Raw genomic sequence first — 19,367 nt, forward strand, 5'->3', positions numbered from 1 at the left:
TACGGAGGGGCCGGGCGGCCGGACGCCCTCGCCCGGCTGCCCGCTCACAGCTTGCCGCCCCGCCCGCCGTCACGCCGGGGCGGCGCGATGAGCGTCGACAGATAGGGCAGGGGCGACCCGTCCAACTCGGCGGCCGGCCGGACGAACTCCTCCGGCAGCCCGAGCGCCGACCCCCACACGGCGTCACCGAGCCGCCCGCTCTCCCGCAGCGCCTCGGCCACCTCGCCCGCCCGGCGCCCGAACTTGTAGGCGACGACCGTGCCGGGCCCGGCCAGCGCTTCCTTGAGCACGGCGGCCCCGGCGGTCACCGGCACCAGGGTGAGCGGTTCGGTCCCCTCGGTGAGCACGGCCCCGGAACGCGCCGCCAGATCCTGCATCGCGGTGATCCCCGGCACGGTCTCGACCACCGTCCCCGGCACCGACTCCGCGACGGTCTGGGCGAGATACGTGAACGTCGAGTACACGTTGGGGTCGCCGATGGTCGCGAACGCGACATGGCCCCGCTCCCGCAGCAACCCGGCCACCCGCTCACCGGCAGCGTCCCAGGCCGCCTCGCGCCGCGCCCGGTCGGTGCGCTCGTTCAACGCGAACACCACCCGGACGACCTTCTCCTCGGACACGTAGTGCAGCACGGTCGCCTCGGCCCGCCCCGGCTCCCCGCCGTCCTTCCCATCGGGTGAGGCCATCACCGGTACGACGACGACGTCCGCGGCGCGCAGGGCGTTGACACCCTTGACGGTCACCAGCTCGGGGTCCCCGGGGCCCACCCCGACTCCGATCAGCCTGCTGCTCATGACGTCCGGCACCTCTCCACGAACCGACGGGCGACACCGGGCTCGGACGCCCAGTGCGTGTGCAGAAAGCTCGCGTGCACACCTCGCTGTACAAAACCCTCGACGCGCCGCTCGGGCGCACGCATCCCCCACGCGGGAGCGGCCCCCGCCCCCGGCTCCACGACCGTCCGGTGGAACTCGTGCCCCCGCATCCGCGTCCCGGCGGCGGCCAGCGCACTGTCGGTCACGGCCACGGCGTCCCGGTAGCCCAGGGTCAGCCGCTCGCCCATCCGCGCGGAGGCGTCCAGCACCCCGCACATGGGCAGCCCGTCCAACTCCCGGCACAGATACAGCAGTCCCGCACACTCGGCGGCGACCGGCGCACCGCTCAGCGCCAGTTCGGCAACGGCCTTGCGCAACGCCTCGTTGGCCGACAGCTCGGAGGCGTACACCTCGGGAAACCCGCCGCCGATCACCAACCCGCCGGTTCCGGCGGGCAGTTCCTCGTCCCGCAGCGGATCGAAGACGACGACCTCGGCTCCGGCGGCGGCGAGCAACTCGGAGTGCTCGGCGTAGGAAAACGTGAACGCGGCCCCACCGGCGACGGCGACCCGGATCAGCGGGTCCGCAGGCGCAGCCCCCCGGGGCGAGGAACCCAGGACCTCGGCCGCATCCCACGCGGCACACGACAACGCACCCGCACCCCGCGCCAGCGCGACCAGCCCCTCCAGATCGCACCCCGCCTCCACCTGCGCGGCCATGGCCGCAACCGCCCCGACCGCCGCGGCCCCCCGCTCGGCGACCGGCACCAGCCCCAGATGCCGCGACGGCGTCTCGACCTGCGCGGTCCGCCGCAGCACACCCAGCACGGGCACGCCGACGGCGTCCAGCGCCTCCCGCAGCAACGTCTCGTGCCGGTCCGACGCGACCTTGTTCAGGATCACGCCCCCGACCCGCACCTCCGGATCCCACGTCACGAAGCCGTGCACCAGCGCCGCCACCGACCGCGACTGCGACGAGGCGTCGACGACCAGGACCACCGGCGCCCGCAGCAGCTTCGCCACATGGGCCGTGGACGCCAACTCCCCTTCCCCTGCGGCCCCGTCGTACAGCCCCATCACGCCCTCGACCACCGCGATCTCGCACCCGCGCGCACCGTGCGCGAACAGGGGACCGACCAGCTCCGGACCGCACAGGTACGCGTCGAGGTTGCGCCCCACCCGTCCCGTGGCCAGCGCGTGGTACCCGGGGTCGATGTAGTCCGGCCCGACCTTGTGCGGGGACACCGAGAGCCCCCGCGCGGTGAGCGCGGCCATCAATCCCGTGGCGACGGTGGTCTTGCCGCTGCCCGAAGCGGGCGCGGCAATCACCAACCGGGGTACGGAGGTCACCACTCGATGCCCCTCTGCCCCTTCTGCCCGGCGTCCATGGGGTGCTTGACCTTGGACATGTCGGTCACCAGGTCGGCGAACTCCACGAGCTTGTCGGGCGCGTTCCGCCCGGTGATCACGACATGCTGCGTCCCCGGCCGGTCCCGCAGCACCGACACGACCTCGTCGGTGTCGATCCACCCCCAGTGCATCGGGTACGCGAACTCGTCGAGCACGTACAGCTTGTACGTCTCGGCGGCCAGGTCGCGCTTGACCTGTTCCCAGCCCTCGCGGGCCTTCTCCTCGTTGTCCATCTGCGCGTCCCGCTGGACCCAGGACCAGCCCTCGCCCATCTTGTGCCAGTCGACGCTGCCGCCCTCGCCGGAGGCACCGAGCACCCGCAGCGCGTTCTCCTCGCCGACCTTCCACTTCGCCGACTTGACGAACTGGAACACCCCGATCGGCCACCCCTGGTTCCAGGCCCGCAGCGCCAGCCCGAACGCGGCGGTCGACTTGCCCTTGCCGATGCCCGTGTGCACCACGACCAGCGGCCGGTTGCGCCGCTGACGCGTCGTCAGCCCGTCGTCCGGTACGACACTCGGCTGCCCCTTCGGCATTACGCGGCCCTCCTCGAAGTCCCCTGTACATCCCTGACCAGCCCGGCGATCGAGTCCGCCCGCAGTTCGTCCAGCGTCACCGCCGTACCGCCCAGCTCACCCGCGAGCTGCCCGGCGAGCCCCAGCCGCACCGGCCCCGACTCGCAGTCCACGACCACGGACGCGGTCCCGTCGGCGGCGAACAGCCGCGCCGCCCGCCCGGCGAGGGCGACCGGTTCCGGTCCGCCGGTGGCCCGGCCGTCCGTCACCACGACCACCAGCGGCCGCCGCGCCGGGTCCCGCAACCGCTCCACCCGCAGCACGTCGTGCGCCTTGAGCAGCCCGGCCGCCAGCGGCGTACGCCCACCCGTCGGCAGCGACTCCAGCCGGGCCGCCGCCGCGTCCACCGACGACGTGGGCGGCAGGGCGACGTCGGCTGCCGATCCCCGGAAGGTGACCAGCCCCACCTTGTCCCGCCGCTGGTAGGCATCCAGCAGCAGCGACAGCACGGCACCCTTCACGGCGCTCATCCGCTGCCGCGCCGCCATCGACCCGGAGGCGTCGACCACGAACAGCACCAGATTGGACTCGCGGCCCTCTCGCGCCGCTTGCCTGAGATCGTCCCGCCTGACCACCAGCCCCGGGCCACTGCGCCCCCGGGCCCGCTGATGCGGGGCCGCCGCCTGCACGGTCGCCGAGAGGTGCAATTTGGTCAGCGTCCCTTGCGGCCGCCGTGCCCCGGTGGTCCGCCCCTGCTCGGTCCGGGCACGGGAACGCCGCCCGGCGGCGCCCTGGCCGATGCCCGGCACGTTCAGCACCTTCGTCCGGAACGGCTCCCCGGCCCGTACGGCGGACTGCTCCCCGGCACCGGGCCCCGCCTGAGGCTCCCCGCCCTCACCGGCCTCGGGCCGGGCCGCGGTGTCACCATCGACCTGAGGGCCCTCATCGGGCGCCGGCTGCCCGCCCGGGCCACCGCCGGGTCCCGGGTCGGGATCGTCCTCGCCCCCGTCCTCACCAGGGCCGCCGAACTCCTCCAGCGTCTCGTCGAGCTTGTCCTCGTCGAGTCCGGGCGCGTCGAACGGCGAACGACGCCTGCGGTGCGGCAGCGCCAGCAGCGCGGCCTGCCGCACGTCCTCGGCAAGCACGTCGGTGCGCCCGGCCCAGGCCGCCAGCGCGGTCGCGGTACGCGCCATCACGATGTCGGCCCGCATGCCGTCCACCTCGAAGGCGGCACAGGTCGCCGCGATCTGCCGCAGCGCCCCGTCACCGAGGCGCACCGACGGCAACAGCTCCCGTGCCGCCACGATCCGCGCCCGCACGGCGGCCTCCTCGTCGGCCCAGCGCGCGGCGAACTGTTCGGGGTTGTCCTCATAGGACAGACGCCGCTTGACGACTTCGACGCGCTGCTCGGGATCGCGGGAGGCAGCGACCTCAACGGTGAGGCCGAAGCGGTCCAACAGTTGGGGACGCAATTCGCCTTCCTCAGGATTCATGGTCCCGACGAGCAGGAAGCGCGCCGCGTGCCGCACGGAGACACCCTCGCGCTCGACGTAGGAGGCGCCCATGGCTGCGGCGTCCAACAGGACGTCAATGAGGTGGTCATGAAGCAGGTTGACTTCATCGACGTAGAGAATGCCCCGGTTCGCGGAGGCCAGGAGACCGGGTTCAAATGCTTTGACACCCTCAGAGAGGGCACGCTCGATGTCCAGCGCTCCGATGAGCCGGTCCTCGGAGGCACCGACGGGCAGCTCGACCATGCGGGCGGGACGCGACGCGGCAGCGCCCGGTTCGTGCGGGCCGTCGGGGCAGGTCGGGTCGGGGGCAGCCGGGTCGCAGGAGAACCGGCACCCGGAGACGACGTCCACCTCCGGCAGCAGGGCCGCCAGGGCACGCACGGCGGTGCTCTTCGCGGTCCCCTTCTCGCCACGCACAAGGACGCCACCGACGGTTGGGCTCACGGCGTTGAGGAGCAGCGCCAGACGCAAGTCGTCCTGTCCGACGACTGCAGTGAACGGATAGGGCCGGTTCACGCGGTGATCACTCCTTCGGATGGCTCAGTCGAGAAACGCGCGCGACTCACATGGCGGTCAGCGATGGTGGACGCCTGTTCCCCGCCGACGCGGGGATGGTCCGCCGGACGAAGGAGAGCTGCGACCGCAGCTCCTGTGCTCCCCGCACTCGCGGGGATATCCAGGGAGATCACCCGTCTCCCTCCAGATCGCCCTCGAGCTCGAGGTAGGTCGCCCGGAGCCGGTCCAGGGTCTCCTGGTCCGGCTCCGCCCAGAGGCCTCGGTCCGCCGCCTCCAGCAAGCGTTCGGTGATGCCTCTCAGGGCCCAGGGGTTCGACTTCCGCATGAAATCCTGGTTCTCGGCATTGAAGACGTACTCCGCGCTGAGCTTCTCGTACATCCAGTCGTCCACGACCCCGGCCGTGGCGTCGTACCCGAACAGGTAGTCGACGGTCGCCGCCATCTCGAAAGCGCCCTTGTAGCCGTGCCTGCGCATCGCGGCCATCCAGCGGGGGTTGACCACTCGCGCCCGGAACACCCTGTGCGTCTCCTCGCCCAAGGTCCTCGTCTTCACCTGGTCCGGTGTCGCCGAGTCCCCGACGTACGCCTCCGGGCTGGCCCCCGTCAGGTGCCGCACCATGGCGACCATGCCGCCGTGGTACTGGAAATAATCGTCCGCGTCGACGAGGTCGTGCTCACGCGTGTCGACATTTTTCGCCGCCACCGCGATCCGCCGGAACGCCGTCTCCATGTCGCCGCGCGCCGCCCGCCCGTCGAGCCCGCGCCCGTAGGCGTAGCCGCCCCACACCGCGTACACCTCGGCCAGGTCCGCGTCGCTTCTCCAGTTGCGCGCGTCGATCAGCGGCAGCAGACCGGCGCCGTACGCGCCCGGCTTGGAGCCGAAGATGCGGGCCGTGGCCCGGCGCCGGTCGCCGTGCTCGGCGGTGTCCTCGTCGGCGTGGGCACGGACGTAGTTCTGCTCGGCGGGCTCGTCCAGTTCCGCCACCGCCCGTACCGCGTCGTCGATCAGCCCGACGACGTGCGGGAACGCGTCCCGGAAGAAGCCCGAGATGCGCACCGTCACGTCGATGCGCGGCCGGCCCAGCTCCTCCAGCCCGACCACCTCGAAGCCGGTCACCCGGCGTGAGGCGTCGTCCCACACCGGACGGCAGCCCAGCAGTGCCAGGATCTCGGCGATGTCGTCGCCCTGGGTGCGCATCGCGGAGGTACCCCACACCGTCAGGCCGACGGACTTCGGATACTCACCCGTGTCCTGCAGGTACCGCTGCACCAGGGAGTCCGCCAGCGACTGCCCGACCTCCCAACTCAGCCGGGACGGGATCGCCTTGGGGTCGACGGAGTAGAAGTTCCGGCCGGTCGGGAGCACGTTGACCAGCCCGCGCGTCGGTGAACCCGACGGGCCCGCCGGGACGTAACCGCCGTTCAATGCCCGCAGGATGTGTCCGATCTCGTCCGTGGTCCGGGCGAGCCGGGGGACGACCTCGGCGCAGGCGAACTCCACCACGGCCACCGCGTCCGGGAGTTCGACGCCCAGCACCTCGCGCACCAGCGGCGCGCTCTGCTCGACCGCCCAGCCGCGCTCCTCCATGCCCTCCGCGATCCGCCGGCACAGCTGCTCCAGCAGGTCGATCGCGTCGGAGGCCGACCGCGCCGGACCGTCCACCAGGTCCGTCAGCTCGGCCGGCACCTTCAGCGGGGCACCGGGCTCGGCCAGCAGTTCCTTCTCCACCAGCCCGAAGTGCTCGGCCAGCGAGGCCCGCAGGCCCGGCAGCGCGTTCGCCTGTCCGCCCCACACCTGTGAGGCGCGCAGCACCGCGAGCACCAGGTTGACGCGCGGCTCACCGACCGGACCGCCGCCGAGAACGTGCAGGCCGTCGCGGATCTGCACGTCCTTGATCTCGCACAGATAGCCGTCGATGTGCATGACGAACGAGTCGAAGTCGTCGTCGTCCGGCTGGTCGTCCACGTGCAGGTCGTGGTGGAGTTCGGCCGCCTTCACCAGCGTCCAGATCTGCGCCCGTACCGCCGGGGCCTTGTCCGGGTCCAGGTCGGAGACCAGGGCGTACTCGTCGAGGAGCTGCTCCAGCTTCGCCAGGTCGCCGTAGGTGTCGGCGCGGGCCATCGGCGGGACGAGGTGGTCGACCACCGTCGCGTGCCCGCGCCGCTTGGCCTGGGTGCCCTCACCGGGGTCGTTGACGATGAACGGGTAGATCAGCGGGAGGTCGCCGAGGACGGCGTCCGGCGCGCAGCCCGCGCTCAGCCCGAGGCCCTTGCCGGGCAGCCACTCCATGGTGCCGTGCTTGCCCATGTGCACGATCGCGTCGGCGCCGAAACCCCCCTCCGATGTCGCAGCCTCCAGCCACCGGTAGGCGGCCATGTAGTGGTGCGACGGCGGCATGTCGGGGTCGTGGTAGATGGCGATGGGGTTCTCGCCGAAGCCGCGCGGCGGCTGGATCATGACCACGACGTTCCCGAACTGGAGGGAGGCCAGCACGATGTCGTCGCCGTCGACGTACAGCGAGCCCGGCGGCTCGCCCCACGCCTCGGTCATCGCGTCCCGCAGCGCCGGGTCCAGCTTCTCGAACCAGGCCCGGTAGTCCGCGAGCGGCACCCGTGCGGGCGCGGCGGCCAACTGGTCCTCCGTCAGCCACTCCACGTCGTGGCCGCCCGCCTCGATGAGCCGGTGGATCAACTCGTCGCCGTTGTCCGGGTACCCGTGCACCCCGTACCCCGCGTCCCGCAGCGCGTCCAGCACCCGCACCGCCGAGGCGGGGGTGTCGAGCCCCACCGCGTTGCCGACGCGGGAGTGCTTGGTCGGGTAGGCGGTGAAGACCAGCGCGAGCTTCTTCTCCGCGTTGCCCAGGTGCTTCAGCCGGGCGTGCCGTACGGCGATCCCGGCGACGCGCGCGGCCCGCCCGGGGTCGGCGACGTAGACCGGGACGTCGTCGGGACCCTGCTCCTTGAAGGAGAACGGGACCGTGATCAGCCGTCCGTCGAACTCCGGGATGGCGACCTGCATCGCCGCGTCCATGGGGGAGAGGGCGGCGTCCGACTCCTCCCAGGCGGCGCGTGACGAGGTCAGGCACAGCCCCTGCAGCACCGGGACGTCCAGGTCGGCGAGGGCCCCGATGTCCCAGGCCTCCTCGTCGCCGCCGGCCGACGCCTGCGAGGCGTGCGTGCCGCCGGCCGCGAGCACGGTGGCGACCAGGGTGTCCGCCCGGCCGAGGATCTCGTACAGCCCGGGGTCGGCGCCGCGCAGCGAACCGCAGTACACCGGCAGGGCGTTGGCGCCGTGTGCCTCGATCGCCTCGCAGAGCGTGTCCACGAAGGCGGTGTTGCCGCTCAGTTCGTGGGCGCGGTAGAAGAGCACGCCGACGGTCGGACGGTCCGGCGACACGGTACGGGAGCCGTGCACCCCGTACTCCGGCATCCTGCGCGGTTCCTCGAAGCCCTCGCCGGTGAGCAGCACGGTGTCGGACAGGAACCGGGCCAGCTCGGCCAGGTTGTCCGGGCCACCCTCCACCAGGTACTTCAGTGCCTCCGCCACGACACCCGCGGGCACCGACGACTCGGCCATCAGCTCCGCGTCCGGCACCGCCTCGCCGCCGAGCAGCACCGTCGGGACGCCGGACGCCCTCAGCGCCGCGAGCCCGTCCTCCCAGGCGCGCTTGCCGCCCAGCAGCCGTACGACGGCGAGGTCCGCGCCGTCGAGCAGCGCGGGCAGTTCGGCCGCCACGTCCACGCGGGTCGGGTTGCCGATCCGGTAGGAGACGCCGGTGGCGGCGCGGGCCGCCAGCAGATCCGTGTCGGCGGTCGACAACAACAACACTGTGCTCATGCGGGCGCTCCCGGTGGAATGAAAGGCAGTCCTTGCGGCGCGCCCGACTCGATGAGCCGCCAGAGCGCGTCCGTGTCCGCGTGCTGTTCGATCAGGTCGCCGAGCCGGTCGAGCTGCTCCTCGCGCAGCGCGGCGAACGAGGTGTCGGGGGCCGGCACGAAACGGCGACCCGCGGCGGCGGCCACCTCGCGCAGGAAGGCCCGGCGGAAACCGTCCGACTCCAGCGAGCCGTGCCAGTGCGTGCCCCAGGTCTGGCCGACCCGGCAGCCGTCCAGGCTGTGTCCACTGTCGTCAGAGATGAACGCCGTGCCTCCCTGTACGTCGGCGACCCCGTGATGGATCTCGTACCCCTCGACGGGCTCCCCGAGGGCTTGTCCGACGGGACGGGTCAGCGTCTTCTCCCGCGCGAACCGCACCCGCACGGGCAGCAGTCCGAGCCCGTCGACGTGCCCGGCGCGGCTTTCGACCTCGTCCTCGATGTGCTCGCCGAGGATCTGGTAGCCCCCGCAGATCCCCAGTACGGGCCGACCCTCGGCAGCCCGCCGTTTCAGGGCGTCCGCCAGCCCCCGCTCGCGCAGCCACTGAAGGGCCCGCACGGTTCCGCGGGTCCCCGGCAGGACGACGAGGTCGGCGTCTGCCAGTTCCTCGGGCCGGTCCACGAACCGCACGACGACGCCCGGTTCGGCGGCCAGCGCGTCCACGTCCGTGAAGTTGGACATCAGCGGCACCGCGCACACGGCGACCCGCAGCACGTCCTCACCGACCGGCGGGGCGACGGCCGACTCCCGCACGGCGCCGCGCAGGGACACGGCCAGCCCGTCCTCCTCGTCGATGCCGAGCCCGTGCCGGAAGGGCAGTACGCCGTACGTGTGCCGCCCGGTCAGGCCGTGCAGCATGTCGAGGCCCGGCTCCAGCAGCGTCACGTCGCCCCGGAACTTGTTCACCAGGAACCCGGCGACCAGCGCCTGGTCCTCGGGGGAGAGCAGGGCGACGGTGCCGAAGAAGGAGGCGAAGACCCCGCCGCGGTCGATGTCGCCGACGACGAGGACGGGGAGCCCGGCGTTCCTGGCGATCCCCATGTTCACGATGTCGGTGCGCCGCAGGTTGATCTCGGCCGGGCTCCCGGCCCCCTCACAGACCACCGCGTCATACGTGCCCCGCAACTGTGCGAGGCAGTCCAGCACCGTGCCCAGCAACTGCTGTTGCCGTCCGCCGTGGTAGCCGCGCGCGCTCAGCTCGCCGACCGGCTTGCCCAGCAGCACCACCTGGCTGCTCCGCTCGCCGCCCGGCTTGAGCAGCACGGGGTTCATCAGTGCGGTCGGCTCGACCCGGCAGGCCTGGGCCTGCATGGCCTGCGCCCGCCCGATCTCGGCGCCCTCGCGCGTCACGAACGAGTTCAGCGACATGTTCTGCGCCTTGAACGGCGCGACCTTGACGCCCTGCCGTACCAGCCACCGGCAGATCCCGGCGGTCACGACGCTCTTGCCGGCGTCCGAGGTGGTACCGGCGACCAGCAGCCCCCCACCACTCATGACCTGCGCCCCTTCCCGACGATCCGCGCGGCGACGATCCGCGCGGCGGCACCGACGCCGAGCGCCAGCCAGCCGACGCGCCGCGAGAGCCGTACCGCCCTTTCGATGTCCGCCACGGCCACGGGACGGCCGGCGCCGCCCAGGACGGGCCGGTGTTCGACCCGCCCGGCGTAGGACAGCGTTCCGCCGAGCCGCACGCCGAGCGCGCCCGCGAAGGACGCCTCCACGGGGCCGGCGTTGGGGCTGGGGTGCTTCGCGGCATCCGCACGCCACGCCCGGACGGCGCCCCGCGGGTCCGGCCCGGCGACCGCGGCGAGTACGGCGGTCAGCCGCGCCCCGGGCCACCCGGTGACGTCGTCGAGGCGGGCGGAGGCCCAGCCGTAGCGCCGGTACCGGGGGGACTTGTGGCCGACCATGGCGTCCAGGGTGTTGACGGCCCGGAACCCGAGCAGTCCCGGCACCCCGGCGACGGCGCCCCACACCAGGGCGCCCACCACGGCGTCGGAGGTGTTCTCGGCGACGGACTCCACCACCGCGCGGGCGATCCCGTCGGCGTCCAGCGCCTGCGGGTCCCGCCCGCACAGGTGCGGCAGCCGCGCCCGCGCCGCATCGAGGTCCCCGGCCTGAAGGGCCTGCCCGATGGTGCGGGCCTCGGCCGCCAGCGACGTCCCGCCGACGACGGCCCAGGTGGCGGCGCCGGTCAGGGCGACCGAGGCGGCGGGGGAGGACCGTACGCACCGGGTGGCAAGGCTCCCCAGGGCGACGGCCCCGCCGACGCAGACGGCGGTGTGCAACGCGCCCCGGCCGCGGTCGTCCCGCCACAGCATCCGTTCCACGGCAGCCGCGGCCCGCCCGAAAGCGGCGACCGGATGTCCCTGGCGGGGATCGCCGAGGAGCAGGTCGCCGAGGAGGCCGGCGGCGGCGCCGTACGCGAACTCGCGATCGGCACCCATGGGTTCAGCCGGTGGGGGATCCGGTGGAAACGTCCGCCCCGAGCCGGGGTGGGGCGTCGCTGGTCGACCTCGACGGGCAGCCGGGCATGGCGATATGTCCTCACTCAGGGTGTCCGCGCCCTGGTTCGACGAGACCGGCGGTGAGAGTTCCTGGCTCCCGGGGTGTTCACCCCGGTGACAGTGGCGGGACCGCGCCGGACTTCCACCGGCTTCCTCTCCTGCCGCCGCATTGGCATCGGGCAGTCCACCACGGTCCGGAAGAACCGTCAACCTGCCTTTGACCTGCGAGGCTGAAGTGTGCTGAGGCCCACAGAGGGGTTCCGGTGGGGGAACGCGAACGGGCGGTGCGGGGCGCGAAGCCCCGCACCGCCCGTCGGACGGAGACGGCTCTGATCAGGCCGTGATCAGGTCAGGATCAGGCCATGATCAGATAGATCCCGTACGCCACTGCCGCCGTGCAGGCCGCGAAGCAGGCGTAGGCGCCGGTGACCGCCAGGGCCGCGGACCGGCCCTGGGCCGCGGCCCGCTCGTGGCGGGACAGGCCGACGATGCCGAGGGTGAACAGGGCCACCAGGGCCACGGTGACCACGAGGCTGACGCCGAAGACGGAACCGAGGGCCGCCCAGTCGATCTTCATGGTGCTCTTCTTCCTTCGTACCGGGGCGCGGTCAGACGGTGGTCTTGGCGGCCGGGTCGGTGGCGGCCGGGGCCGGGATGGTGGCCGAGAGGTCTTCGGCCGGGCTGCCGGCCGGGGGCGGGGTCACCGCGGCCATGGCGGCGGTCACCACGCCGGCCGGCTCCTCGGCGGTGGCGGCCGAACCGTCGGCGGCATCGTGGTCGTTGACGTTGGTGTGGTCGACGACCTCCCGCCGGGAGATCTTCCAGATCGCCGCGCTGGAGGCGACCAGGAAGACGGCGACGACGGCGGTGCCCCAGCTGCCGGCCCGGCAGACCAGCTCGGCGATGGCCCCGACCAGGGCCGCCGCCGGCAGCGTCAGGCCCCAGGCGACGAACATCCGGGTGGCCGTCGACCAGCGGACGACACCGCCCGTGCGGCCCAGGCCCGCACCCATCACGGCACCGGAGACCGAGTGCGTGGTGGAGAGGGAGAAACCGAGGTGGGAGGAGGCCAGGATGACCGTCGCGGCGCTGGTCTGGGCGGCGAAGCCCTGCTGCGGCTGGAGGTCCGTCAGGCCCTTGCCCATCGTGCGGATGATGCGCCAGCCGCCGAGGTAGGTGCCGAGCGCGATGGCGACGCCCGCGGACACGATGACCCACAGGGGCGGGTCGGAGTCCGGGGCGAGGGTGCCGCCGGCGACCAGGGCCAGGGTGATGATGCCCATCGTCTTCTGCGCGTCGTTGGTGCCGTGGGCCAGCGAGACGAGGCCGGCGGAGGCGATCTGACCCGCCCGGTAGCCCTTCTCGGACGCCTTGCCGTCGGCCTTCTTGCCCAGACGGTAGGTCAGCCGCGTCGCGAACATCGCGGCGAGGCCGGCGACCAGCGGCGCGGCGATCGCGGGGATCAGCACCTTGGTGACCAGGGCGTCACCGTGCACCGCGCCGAAGCCCGCCGAGGCGACGGTGGCGCCGATCAGACCGCCCATCAGGGCGTGCGAGGAGCTGGACGGCAGACCGACCAGCCAGGTCAGGAGGTTCCAGAGGATCGCGCCGACCAGTGCGGCGAAGATGACCTCGGGACGGATGCCGGCCTCGTCGACGAGGCCTTTGGAGATCGTGTTGGCGACCTCCACGGAGAGGAAGGCGCCCACCAGGTTCAGTGCGGCGGACATGGCCACCGCGACCTTGGGCTTGAGGGCACCGGTCGAAATGGTTGTCGCCATCGCGTTCGCGGTGTCGTGGAAACCGTTCGTGAAATCGAACGCGAGTGCGGTTACCACCACAATCGCGAGGATCAGCGAGAAGCTTTCCATTTACCCAGGCAATCGTTCGAAGTCATTGGCGCGTTGAACGTAGGTAACCTGAGTGAACGGAAGATGAACTGGGATGGGCGTCGGGATGACCGTGATGGGTGTGGCCGCTCCGTCGGACGGTCGTACGTCCACCACGGCCCGCCCGTGGCGGTGCGGCTGAAGGGCCGTGCTCCGTCGACGGGCGTTCGCGGCCGACCGCGGAGCCGTTGAAGAGACCTTCGTCACCCGGCAGGATCACGGCATGACCGAGCAGCGACGGGACGTGAGTGACGAGGAGACGCGCGCCTGGACCGGCCTCGTCGAGGCCGCCCGCCGGACCGTCTCCGACGGGCTCGTCGTCGGCACCTCCGGAAACGTCTCGGTGCGGGTCGGCTCGACCGTGCTGGTCACACCGTCGGGAGTGCCCTACGACCGGCTGACCCCGCACGACGTGACCGGTGTCGACCTCACCGGCCGGCAGGTCCTCGGCACCCTGGTCCCGACCAGCGAGCTGCCCATGCATCTCGCGGTGTACCGCACGACCGGAGCCCGCGCCGTGGTGCACACGCACGCCGTGCACGCGACGGCGGTCTCCACGCTCGTCGACGAACTCCCGCTCGTCCACTACATGGCCGCCGCGCTCGGCGGGCCCGTCCGGGTCGCCCCGTACGCGACGTACGGCACCGACGAGTTGGCCGAGCACATGCTGCGCGCCCTCGACGGCCGCACCGGCTGCCTCCTTCAGAACCACGGCACCCTCACCCACGGCACCACCCTCGACCAGGCCTATGACCGCACCGCCCAGCTGGAGTGGATGTGCAGGCTCTGGCTGACCGCCTCGTCCGTCCCGGGCCGCTCCCCGGCCCTCCTGTCGCCCGACCAGCTGGCGGAGGTCGCGGACCGCCTGCGGGGCTACGGGCAGCGCGACTGAGTCTCACTTCGGGCGGGACGTCCACTGGCCGGGTGACCGCTCCGCCGGGACACTGGGTTCCGTGCGCACTGTCAGAGCGACGGCCGCTGCCGTCACCGCCGTGATAGGTGCCGGAGCCGCCGCGGTGGCGGCCGGCCGGCTCGCCAGCGACGCGGCCCTCAAGGCGCCGCCGGGCAGACCGCTGCCCACCGAGCCCCGGCTCACCGTGCACGCCACCGCCGCCGGCCAGGTCAGCCTCACCCGGGATCTCGCCACGCTGCGCCCCGGCCGCTACGGCCTCACCGGTGACGATTCCCACGCGGTCGTCGGCCCCGTGCTGGAAGGCCTGTCGGACTCCGCCGACACCGTCGTACGCCGTCTCGAACGCGTCGTGCGGGGCAACCTGAAGCCCGGCGACCGGGCGTGGCTCACCCCGAACCTGTACGTGGGAGACCCGGGCACCGCACTGGGCCTGGACCACACCGACGTCGACGTCCCCGGCGAACTCGGCCCCCTTCCCGCCTGGTTCCTGCCGGGCGTCCGGGACACCTGGGTACTCGCGGTGCACGGCCTCGGCACCACCCGGGAACACCCCATGAACGTCATGGAGTTCCTGCACCGCCGCTACTTCCCGGTACTCGCCCCCTCGTACCGGGGCGATCCGGGCGCGCCGCGCTCGCCCGACGGCCTCAACCACTTCGGCGAGACCGAGTGGCGCGACCTCGACGCGGCGATCCGCCACGCGCTGGACGCCGGCGCCCGGCAGGTCGTCCTGCTCGGCTGGTCCACCGGCGCGACCATGGCGCTGCGTGCCGCAGCCCGTTCCACCCTGCGCGACCGCATCGCCGGGCTCGTCCTCGACTCCCCGGTGCTCAGCTGGGAATCGACCCTGCGCGCCCTCGCCGCCGCCCGCCACACCCCGGGCGCGCTGCTGCCACTGGCGGTCCGCGCCGCCCAGGGGCGCACCGGCCGCCACGGTGACCGCCACCCCGGCACCGCGGGGGCGGAACGCGTAGACGTCCCCACCCTGATCATCCACGGCCCCGGCGACGTGGTGGCCCCCTGGGGGCTCTCCCGCCGCCTGGCCGCCGCCCAGCCCAACATGGTCACCCTGCTCACGGTCGATGACGCTCCGCACGGCGCCATGTGGAACGCCGACCAGGACACCTACGAAGAGGCCCTGCGCCGCTTCCTCACCCCTCTCGTGTGACCGCCGTACCCCGCCGGGCGCCCCGCCGGGCGGTCGGCGGCGCGGGGCCTCGTCGGGGATTCCGCTCGGGGTCGTGGCACCGGCTTGTTCCCGCCCCTCGACCGCCCGCGCGACCCGGTGCGTTGGCCCTCTCCGTCGCCGCCCGTGACATTCCGTTTGGGTTTTCGGACCGTCAACCGCAAGACTGCACCCGTGACGTCCCGTATCCCGCGCGACTCCAGGCTCCGACTTGTCCGCCCGCGACCCCTGGCCGCCGCCCCCAGGGCAATGAACCAGCAGCGCTCGCGCCGCCCTGCGCCGCGCCCTCCGGAAGGCACACCGGCCCCCGCGGAGCTGGCCAGGATGGCACGCTCCGGTCTGGCCGGCGCGGCCCGCGTCGCCCGCTGGGCCGACGCCGCCCTCGGCCCCGGCCGGGGCAGCGCCACCGCCGCCGGCAAGGCGATCCTCTCCGCCGCGACCGCCGAATGGGCGGCCGAGGATCTGGGCCTGACCCCGGCTCAGATCCGGGCCGACTGGGACACGGCCCGGCTCGCCGGTCTGGTCGAGGTGCACGGCGGCACGGCCCGTCCCGGCTGGCGGCTGCGCGCCTGGGACCGCGACGACAGTGCCGTGCTGCGGGGCTGGGTCGCCCTCTTCGACGCCTGGTCGCTGGCCCACCCGGAACCCGAGGGCCACGAACCCGCCACCGTCGGCGAGGTCGTCTCGGCCATGCCGCAGGTGCTCTCCTTCCTCCAGCTCTCGGCCGGGTCCGTCCCCGTGCCCCAGCTCCTCGACCTCCTGCAGCAACGGGTCACCGAACTGCGCACGGAGCGCTGCGAGGTCGACTACGCGCCCCACCCCGCCGGCACGGTCCGCCCCGGCCCCGCGCCCGCGCCCGTCGAGCCGGGCGCCGCCGACGCCCCGCTCGCCCCGCTCCTCGAATGGGCCCTGCGCGCCCTCGCCGCGGTGGGCGCCCTCACCTACGGCGAGGGACAGGCCACGCTCACCCCGCTCGGCAGCTGGGCGGTCTGGGTCAAGCTGGAGCAGATCTGCGTCGCCGCGCAGAGCCCCGCCGGGAACATCGAGCAGAGCGCCGAGGACATGCTCCGCGGCTGCGCCCAGCTGCGCCCCAACGCGGCCCGCGCCGAGTACCGCGCCTGGCTCGCCGCCCGGCCGGTCGCCGGCGCCGTCACCGAACTGCTCGACGCCGCCCGGGGCGAGGACGCCCTGCTGCGCGGCCTCGCCTTCGAGGCGCTGCGCGTGGTCGGCGCTCCCGCCGAACCCGAGGTCCGCGCCGTGCACGACGAGCCGACGCTGCGGCCCTACGCCCTGCTGTGGCTCGCCGAGTACGACGGCGCCGACCCCGAGGACGCCCACCAGGTCCTCACCCGGGACGAGGCCACCTGGCTGTGGGTGGACACCGCCGCCGCGGTCGCCGACCACGGTGAGGCCCCGCTGCTGGTACGACACCTGGAGTCCGCGGTCCAGCCGACCGTGCCCGCGCTGCTGAACGAGGTGCGCGCGGTCGGACACCCGCGCACCGTGCAGGTACTGGTCGCGCTCGCCGCCGCGCACCCCGACCCGGCCCTGGCCAAGGCCGTCCGGCGGGCTGCCTTCCAGGTGCACACCGGAGGCTGACACCACCGCCGCCGTCCCGCAGAGTCCCGCGAGGTCCCAACGGCCCGCGAGGGCGGCATCCCGGCTCCGCGGCCCGGGACCGGGCTCAGGCCCCGGTCTCGGGCGCGTACGTGCCGAAGCTCCAGATGTTGCCCTCGAGGTCCCGGGCCAGGTAGTCCCGCGAGCCGTGGTCCTGGTCCGCCGGGGGCATCAGGATCTCCGCGCCCTGTTCCACCGCCCGCCGGTGGTGTGCGTCGACGTCGTCCACGACGACGTACACCCCGGTCGGCCCCGCATCCTTCATCGCGGTGTCGAACACGCCGCCGCGGCCCTGGGACCCCAGCATCACCGAGCCGTTTCCCTGCACCAGCTCGGCGTGCATCACCGAGCCGTCCTCGCCCTCGTACACCGACAGCTCCGTGAAGCCGAAGGCTTCCGTGAGCTGCCGGATCGCCGCCTTCGCGTCCCCGTACAGAAGCGTCGGGAAGATGCTGGGACGCCCGCCACCCGTACCCGCCATGGCCCCACTCCTCACCTCCCGCAGCCGGAAGCCCCGCAACGGGAAAATCGCCGGAAAATCGACCTTCCGCCAGTCTGGCACCGACCACTGACAACGCCCCGTGACCCGGCCGGGTGCGGGGCATCGCACACCCGCACACCGGAAAAGTGGTTGCGCGGCCCCGTTAGAATGGCTCGCATGGCCATTCTCCTTGTGCATTAGACGGCGGGAACGCCCTCAGCCGACCACCGCCGACTTCCCCCGGGCTCCGTTCGAGCAGGGGACCCCAACGCCTGGAGTCTGACCCGTGATCTCCGCCTCCGGCATCGAGCTGCGTGCCGGTGCCCGTGTCCTCATCGAAAGCGCCACCTTCCGCGTCACCAAGGGCGACCGCATCGGCCTGGTCGGCCGCAACGGCGCCGGCAAGACCACGCTCACCAAAGTCCTCGCCGGCCAGGGCATCCCCGCCGCCGGCAACGTCACCCGCTCCGGCGAGGTCGGCTACCTCCCCCAGGACCCCCGCACCGGCGACCTCGACGTGCTCGCCCGCGACCGCGTGCTCTCCGCCCGCGGTCTGGACGTCCTGATCCGCAAGATGCGCGAGAACGAGCAGCGCATCGCGAACGGCCAGGGCGCCACCCGCGAGAAGGCACTCAGGCAGTACGAGCGCCAGGAGACGGAGTTCCTCACCAAGGGCGGATACGCCGCCGAGGCCGAGGCCGCCACCATCGCCGCCGCGCTGAACCTGCCCGACCGGGTCCTGGGCCAGCCGCTGCACACGCTCTCCGGCGGTCAGCGCCGCCGTGTCGAACTGGCCCGCATCCTGTTCTCCGACGCGGACACCCTGCTGCTCGACGAGCCGACCAACCACCTCGACGCCGACTCGATCGTCTGGCTGCGCGACTACCTCAAGACCTACCGCGGCGGCTTCATCGTCATCTCCCACGACGTCGACCTGGTCGAGACGGTCGTCAACAAGGTGTTCTACCTGGACGCCAACCGCTCCACCATCGACATCTACAACATGGGCTGGAAGCTCTACCAGCAGCAGCGCGAGGCCGACGAGAAGCGCCGCAGGCGCGAGCGGCAGAACGCCGAGAAGAAGGCCGCGGCCCTCAACGCCCAGGCCGACAAGATGCGGGCCAAGGCCACCAAGACGGTCGCCGCGCAGAACATGGCCCGCCGCGCGGAGCGCCTGCTGTCCGGTCTCGAGGACGTCCGCCAGTCGGACAAGGTCGCCAAGCTGCGCTTCCCCGCCCCGGCACCCTGCGGCAAGACCCCGCTGACCGCCGAGGGCCTGTCGAAGTCGTACGGCTCCCTGGAGATCTTCACCGACGTCGGCCTGGCCATCGACAAGGGCTCCCGGGTCGTCATCCTCGGTCTCAACGGTGCGGGCAAGACCACCCTGCTGCGCCTCCTCGCCGGAGTGGAACAGCCCGACACCGGCATGGTCGTGCCCGGCCACGGGCTCAAGGTCGGCTACTACGCCCAGGAGCACGAGACCCTCGACCAGGACCGCACGGTGCTGGAGAACATGCGCTCCGCCGCGCCCGACATGGACCTCGTCGAGGTCCGCAAGGTGCTCGGCTCGTTCCTGTTCTCCGGCGACGACGTCGACAAGCCCGCCGGTGTCCTCTCCGGCGGCGAGAAGACCCGTCTCGCGCTCGCGACCCTCGTGGTCTCCTCGGCGAACGTGCTCCTCCTCGACGAACCCACCAACAACCTCGACCCGGCCAGCCGCGAGGAGATCCTCGGCGCGCTGCGCACCTACAAGGGCGCGGTCGTCCTGGTCACCCACGACGAGGGCGCCGTCGAGGCGCTCCAGCCGGAGCGGATCATCCTGCTGCCGGACGGCGTCGAGGACCTGTGGGGCGCCGACTACGCGGACCTCGTCGCCCTCGCCTGAGCGGCCTCGGGCCGCCGCGCGCGTGACAGCAGGTGCGACCGCGGGAGTGACTCCTGACATGGCCGGCGGCGTGATCCACCGCGCATGGATCATTCGGCCCATCGGTGATCCATCATTCGTGTGAGATCTCCTCGTACCGAAGTGTGTTCTCCACGTGTTTCGCGGCCGAGTCCCTGATCCACCGGGGCTCGGCCGCGACGCCTTTCTGACCTGGGAATTCGCGGGACAACCCGTGCGGTGGTGT

At 72.8% G+C, this 19,367-nt stretch carries 14 protein-coding genes and 1 riboswitch; of the genes, 4 read left to right on the forward strand and 10 right to left on the reverse strand.

What is annotated here, in order from left to right:
* Nucleotides 1–44: 44 nt before the first annotated feature.
* The 9 genes from cobI to AC6F7H_RS23060 all read right to left on the reverse strand — a co-directional run bounded on the left by cobI (nucleotide 45) and on the right by AC6F7H_RS23060 (nucleotide 13,023).
* Nucleotides 45–794, reverse strand: a complete 750-nt coding sequence (gene cobI, locus AC6F7H_RS23020; RefSeq protein ID WP_500758807.1) for a precorrin-2 C(20)-methyltransferase — start codon at nucleotides 792–794, stop codon at nucleotides 45–47.
* The gene (locus tag AC6F7H_RS23025) at nucleotides 791–2,167 is read right to left on the reverse strand and encodes a cobyrinic acid a,c-diamide synthase CobB (protein WP_500758808.1); all 1,377 of its coding nucleotides are present in this window, start codon (nucleotides 2,165–2,167) and stop codon (nucleotides 791–793) included. Before AC6F7H_RS23025 ends, cobI begins: the two co-directional genes overlap by 4 nt.
* Nucleotides 2,161–2,760 carry a cob(I)yrinic acid a,c-diamide adenosyltransferase gene (gene cobO, locus AC6F7H_RS23030; RefSeq protein WP_363035156.1) on the reverse strand — a complete coding sequence of 200 codons (600 nt, stop codon included), beginning with the start codon at nucleotides 2,758–2,760 and terminating at the stop codon, nucleotides 2,161–2,163. The genes AC6F7H_RS23025 and cobO overlap by 7 nt, the downstream gene beginning before the upstream one ends.
* The gene (locus AC6F7H_RS23035) at nucleotides 2,760–4,769 is read right to left on the reverse strand and encodes a putative cobaltochelatase (protein WP_500758809.1); all 2,010 of its coding nucleotides are present in this window, start codon (nucleotides 4,767–4,769) and stop codon (nucleotides 2,760–2,762) included. The genes cobO and AC6F7H_RS23035 overlap by 1 nt, the downstream gene beginning before the upstream one ends.
* A gap of 169 nt (nucleotides 4,770–4,938) precedes the next feature.
* A complete protein-coding gene (cobN, locus tag AC6F7H_RS23040; RefSeq protein WP_500758810.1) occupies nucleotides 4,939–8,607 on the reverse strand; it encodes a cobaltochelatase subunit CobN in 3,669 nt (1,222 codons plus the stop codon).
* A complete protein-coding gene (locus AC6F7H_RS23045; protein ID WP_500758811.1) occupies nucleotides 8,604–10,139 on the reverse strand; it encodes a cobyric acid synthase in 1,536 nt (511 codons plus the stop codon). The genes cobN and AC6F7H_RS23045 overlap by 4 nt, the downstream gene beginning before the upstream one ends.
* Entirely contained in the window at nucleotides 10,136–11,092 is a 957-nt protein-coding gene (locus AC6F7H_RS23050) for a cobalamin biosynthesis protein (protein WP_500758812.1), read from the reverse strand. The genes AC6F7H_RS23045 and AC6F7H_RS23050 overlap by 4 nt, the downstream gene beginning before the upstream one ends.
* Before the next feature lie 125 nt (nucleotides 11,093–11,217).
* A riboswitch (cobalamin riboswitch) is annotated at nucleotides 11,218–11,356 on the reverse strand.
* Nucleotides 11,357–11,507: 151 nt separating this feature from the next.
* Nucleotides 11,508–11,729 (reverse strand): hypothetical protein, encoded by a 222-nt coding sequence (locus tag AC6F7H_RS23055; RefSeq protein ID WP_363035146.1) that lies wholly within the window; start codon nucleotides 11,727–11,729, stop codon nucleotides 11,508–11,510.
* Nucleotides 11,730–11,760: 31 nt separating this feature from the next.
* Nucleotides 11,761–13,023 (reverse strand): inorganic phosphate transporter, encoded by a 1,263-nt coding sequence (locus tag AC6F7H_RS23060; protein WP_500758813.1) that lies wholly within the window; start codon nucleotides 13,021–13,023, stop codon nucleotides 11,761–11,763.
* 241 nt (nucleotides 13,024–13,264) lie between these two features.
* Here AC6F7H_RS23060 and AC6F7H_RS23065 point away from each other — a divergent pair, with 241 nt between their 5' ends.
* From AC6F7H_RS23065 to AC6F7H_RS23075, 3 genes are all read left to right on the forward strand, one after another.
* A complete protein-coding gene (locus AC6F7H_RS23065) occupies nucleotides 13,265–13,933 on the forward strand; it encodes a class II aldolase/adducin family protein (protein ID WP_500758814.1) in 669 nt (222 codons plus the stop codon).
* 61 nt (nucleotides 13,934–13,994) lie between these two features.
* Nucleotides 13,995–15,122 (forward strand): alpha/beta hydrolase, encoded by a 1,128-nt coding sequence (locus AC6F7H_RS23070; RefSeq protein ID WP_500758815.1) that lies wholly within the window; start codon nucleotides 13,995–13,997, stop codon nucleotides 15,120–15,122.
* Nucleotides 15,123–15,314: 192 nt separating this feature from the next.
* On the forward strand, nucleotides 15,315–16,739 hold the full coding sequence (locus AC6F7H_RS23075; RefSeq protein WP_500758816.1) for a hypothetical protein: 1,425 nt from the start codon (nucleotides 15,315–15,317) through the stop codon (nucleotides 16,737–16,739).
* An 85-nt stretch (nucleotides 16,740–16,824) separates the two neighbouring features.
* Here AC6F7H_RS23075 and AC6F7H_RS23080 read toward each other — a convergent pair whose 3' ends face one another.
* Nucleotides 16,825–17,238, reverse strand: coding sequence for a VOC family protein (locus tag AC6F7H_RS23080; protein WP_500758817.1), 414 nt, complete (start codon nucleotides 17,236–17,238; stop codon nucleotides 16,825–16,827).
* A gap of 286 nt (nucleotides 17,239–17,524) precedes the next feature.
* On the opposite strand from AC6F7H_RS23080, the gene abc-f reads away from it, so the two are divergent.
* Nucleotides 17,525–19,123 (forward strand): ribosomal protection-like ABC-F family protein, encoded by a 1,599-nt coding sequence (gene abc-f, locus AC6F7H_RS23085; RefSeq protein WP_500758818.1) that lies wholly within the window; start codon nucleotides 17,525–17,527, stop codon nucleotides 19,121–19,123.
* Nucleotides 19,124–19,367 lie beyond the last annotated feature (244 nt).

Source organism: Streptomyces sp. MMS24-W38 (assembly GCF_059889265.1).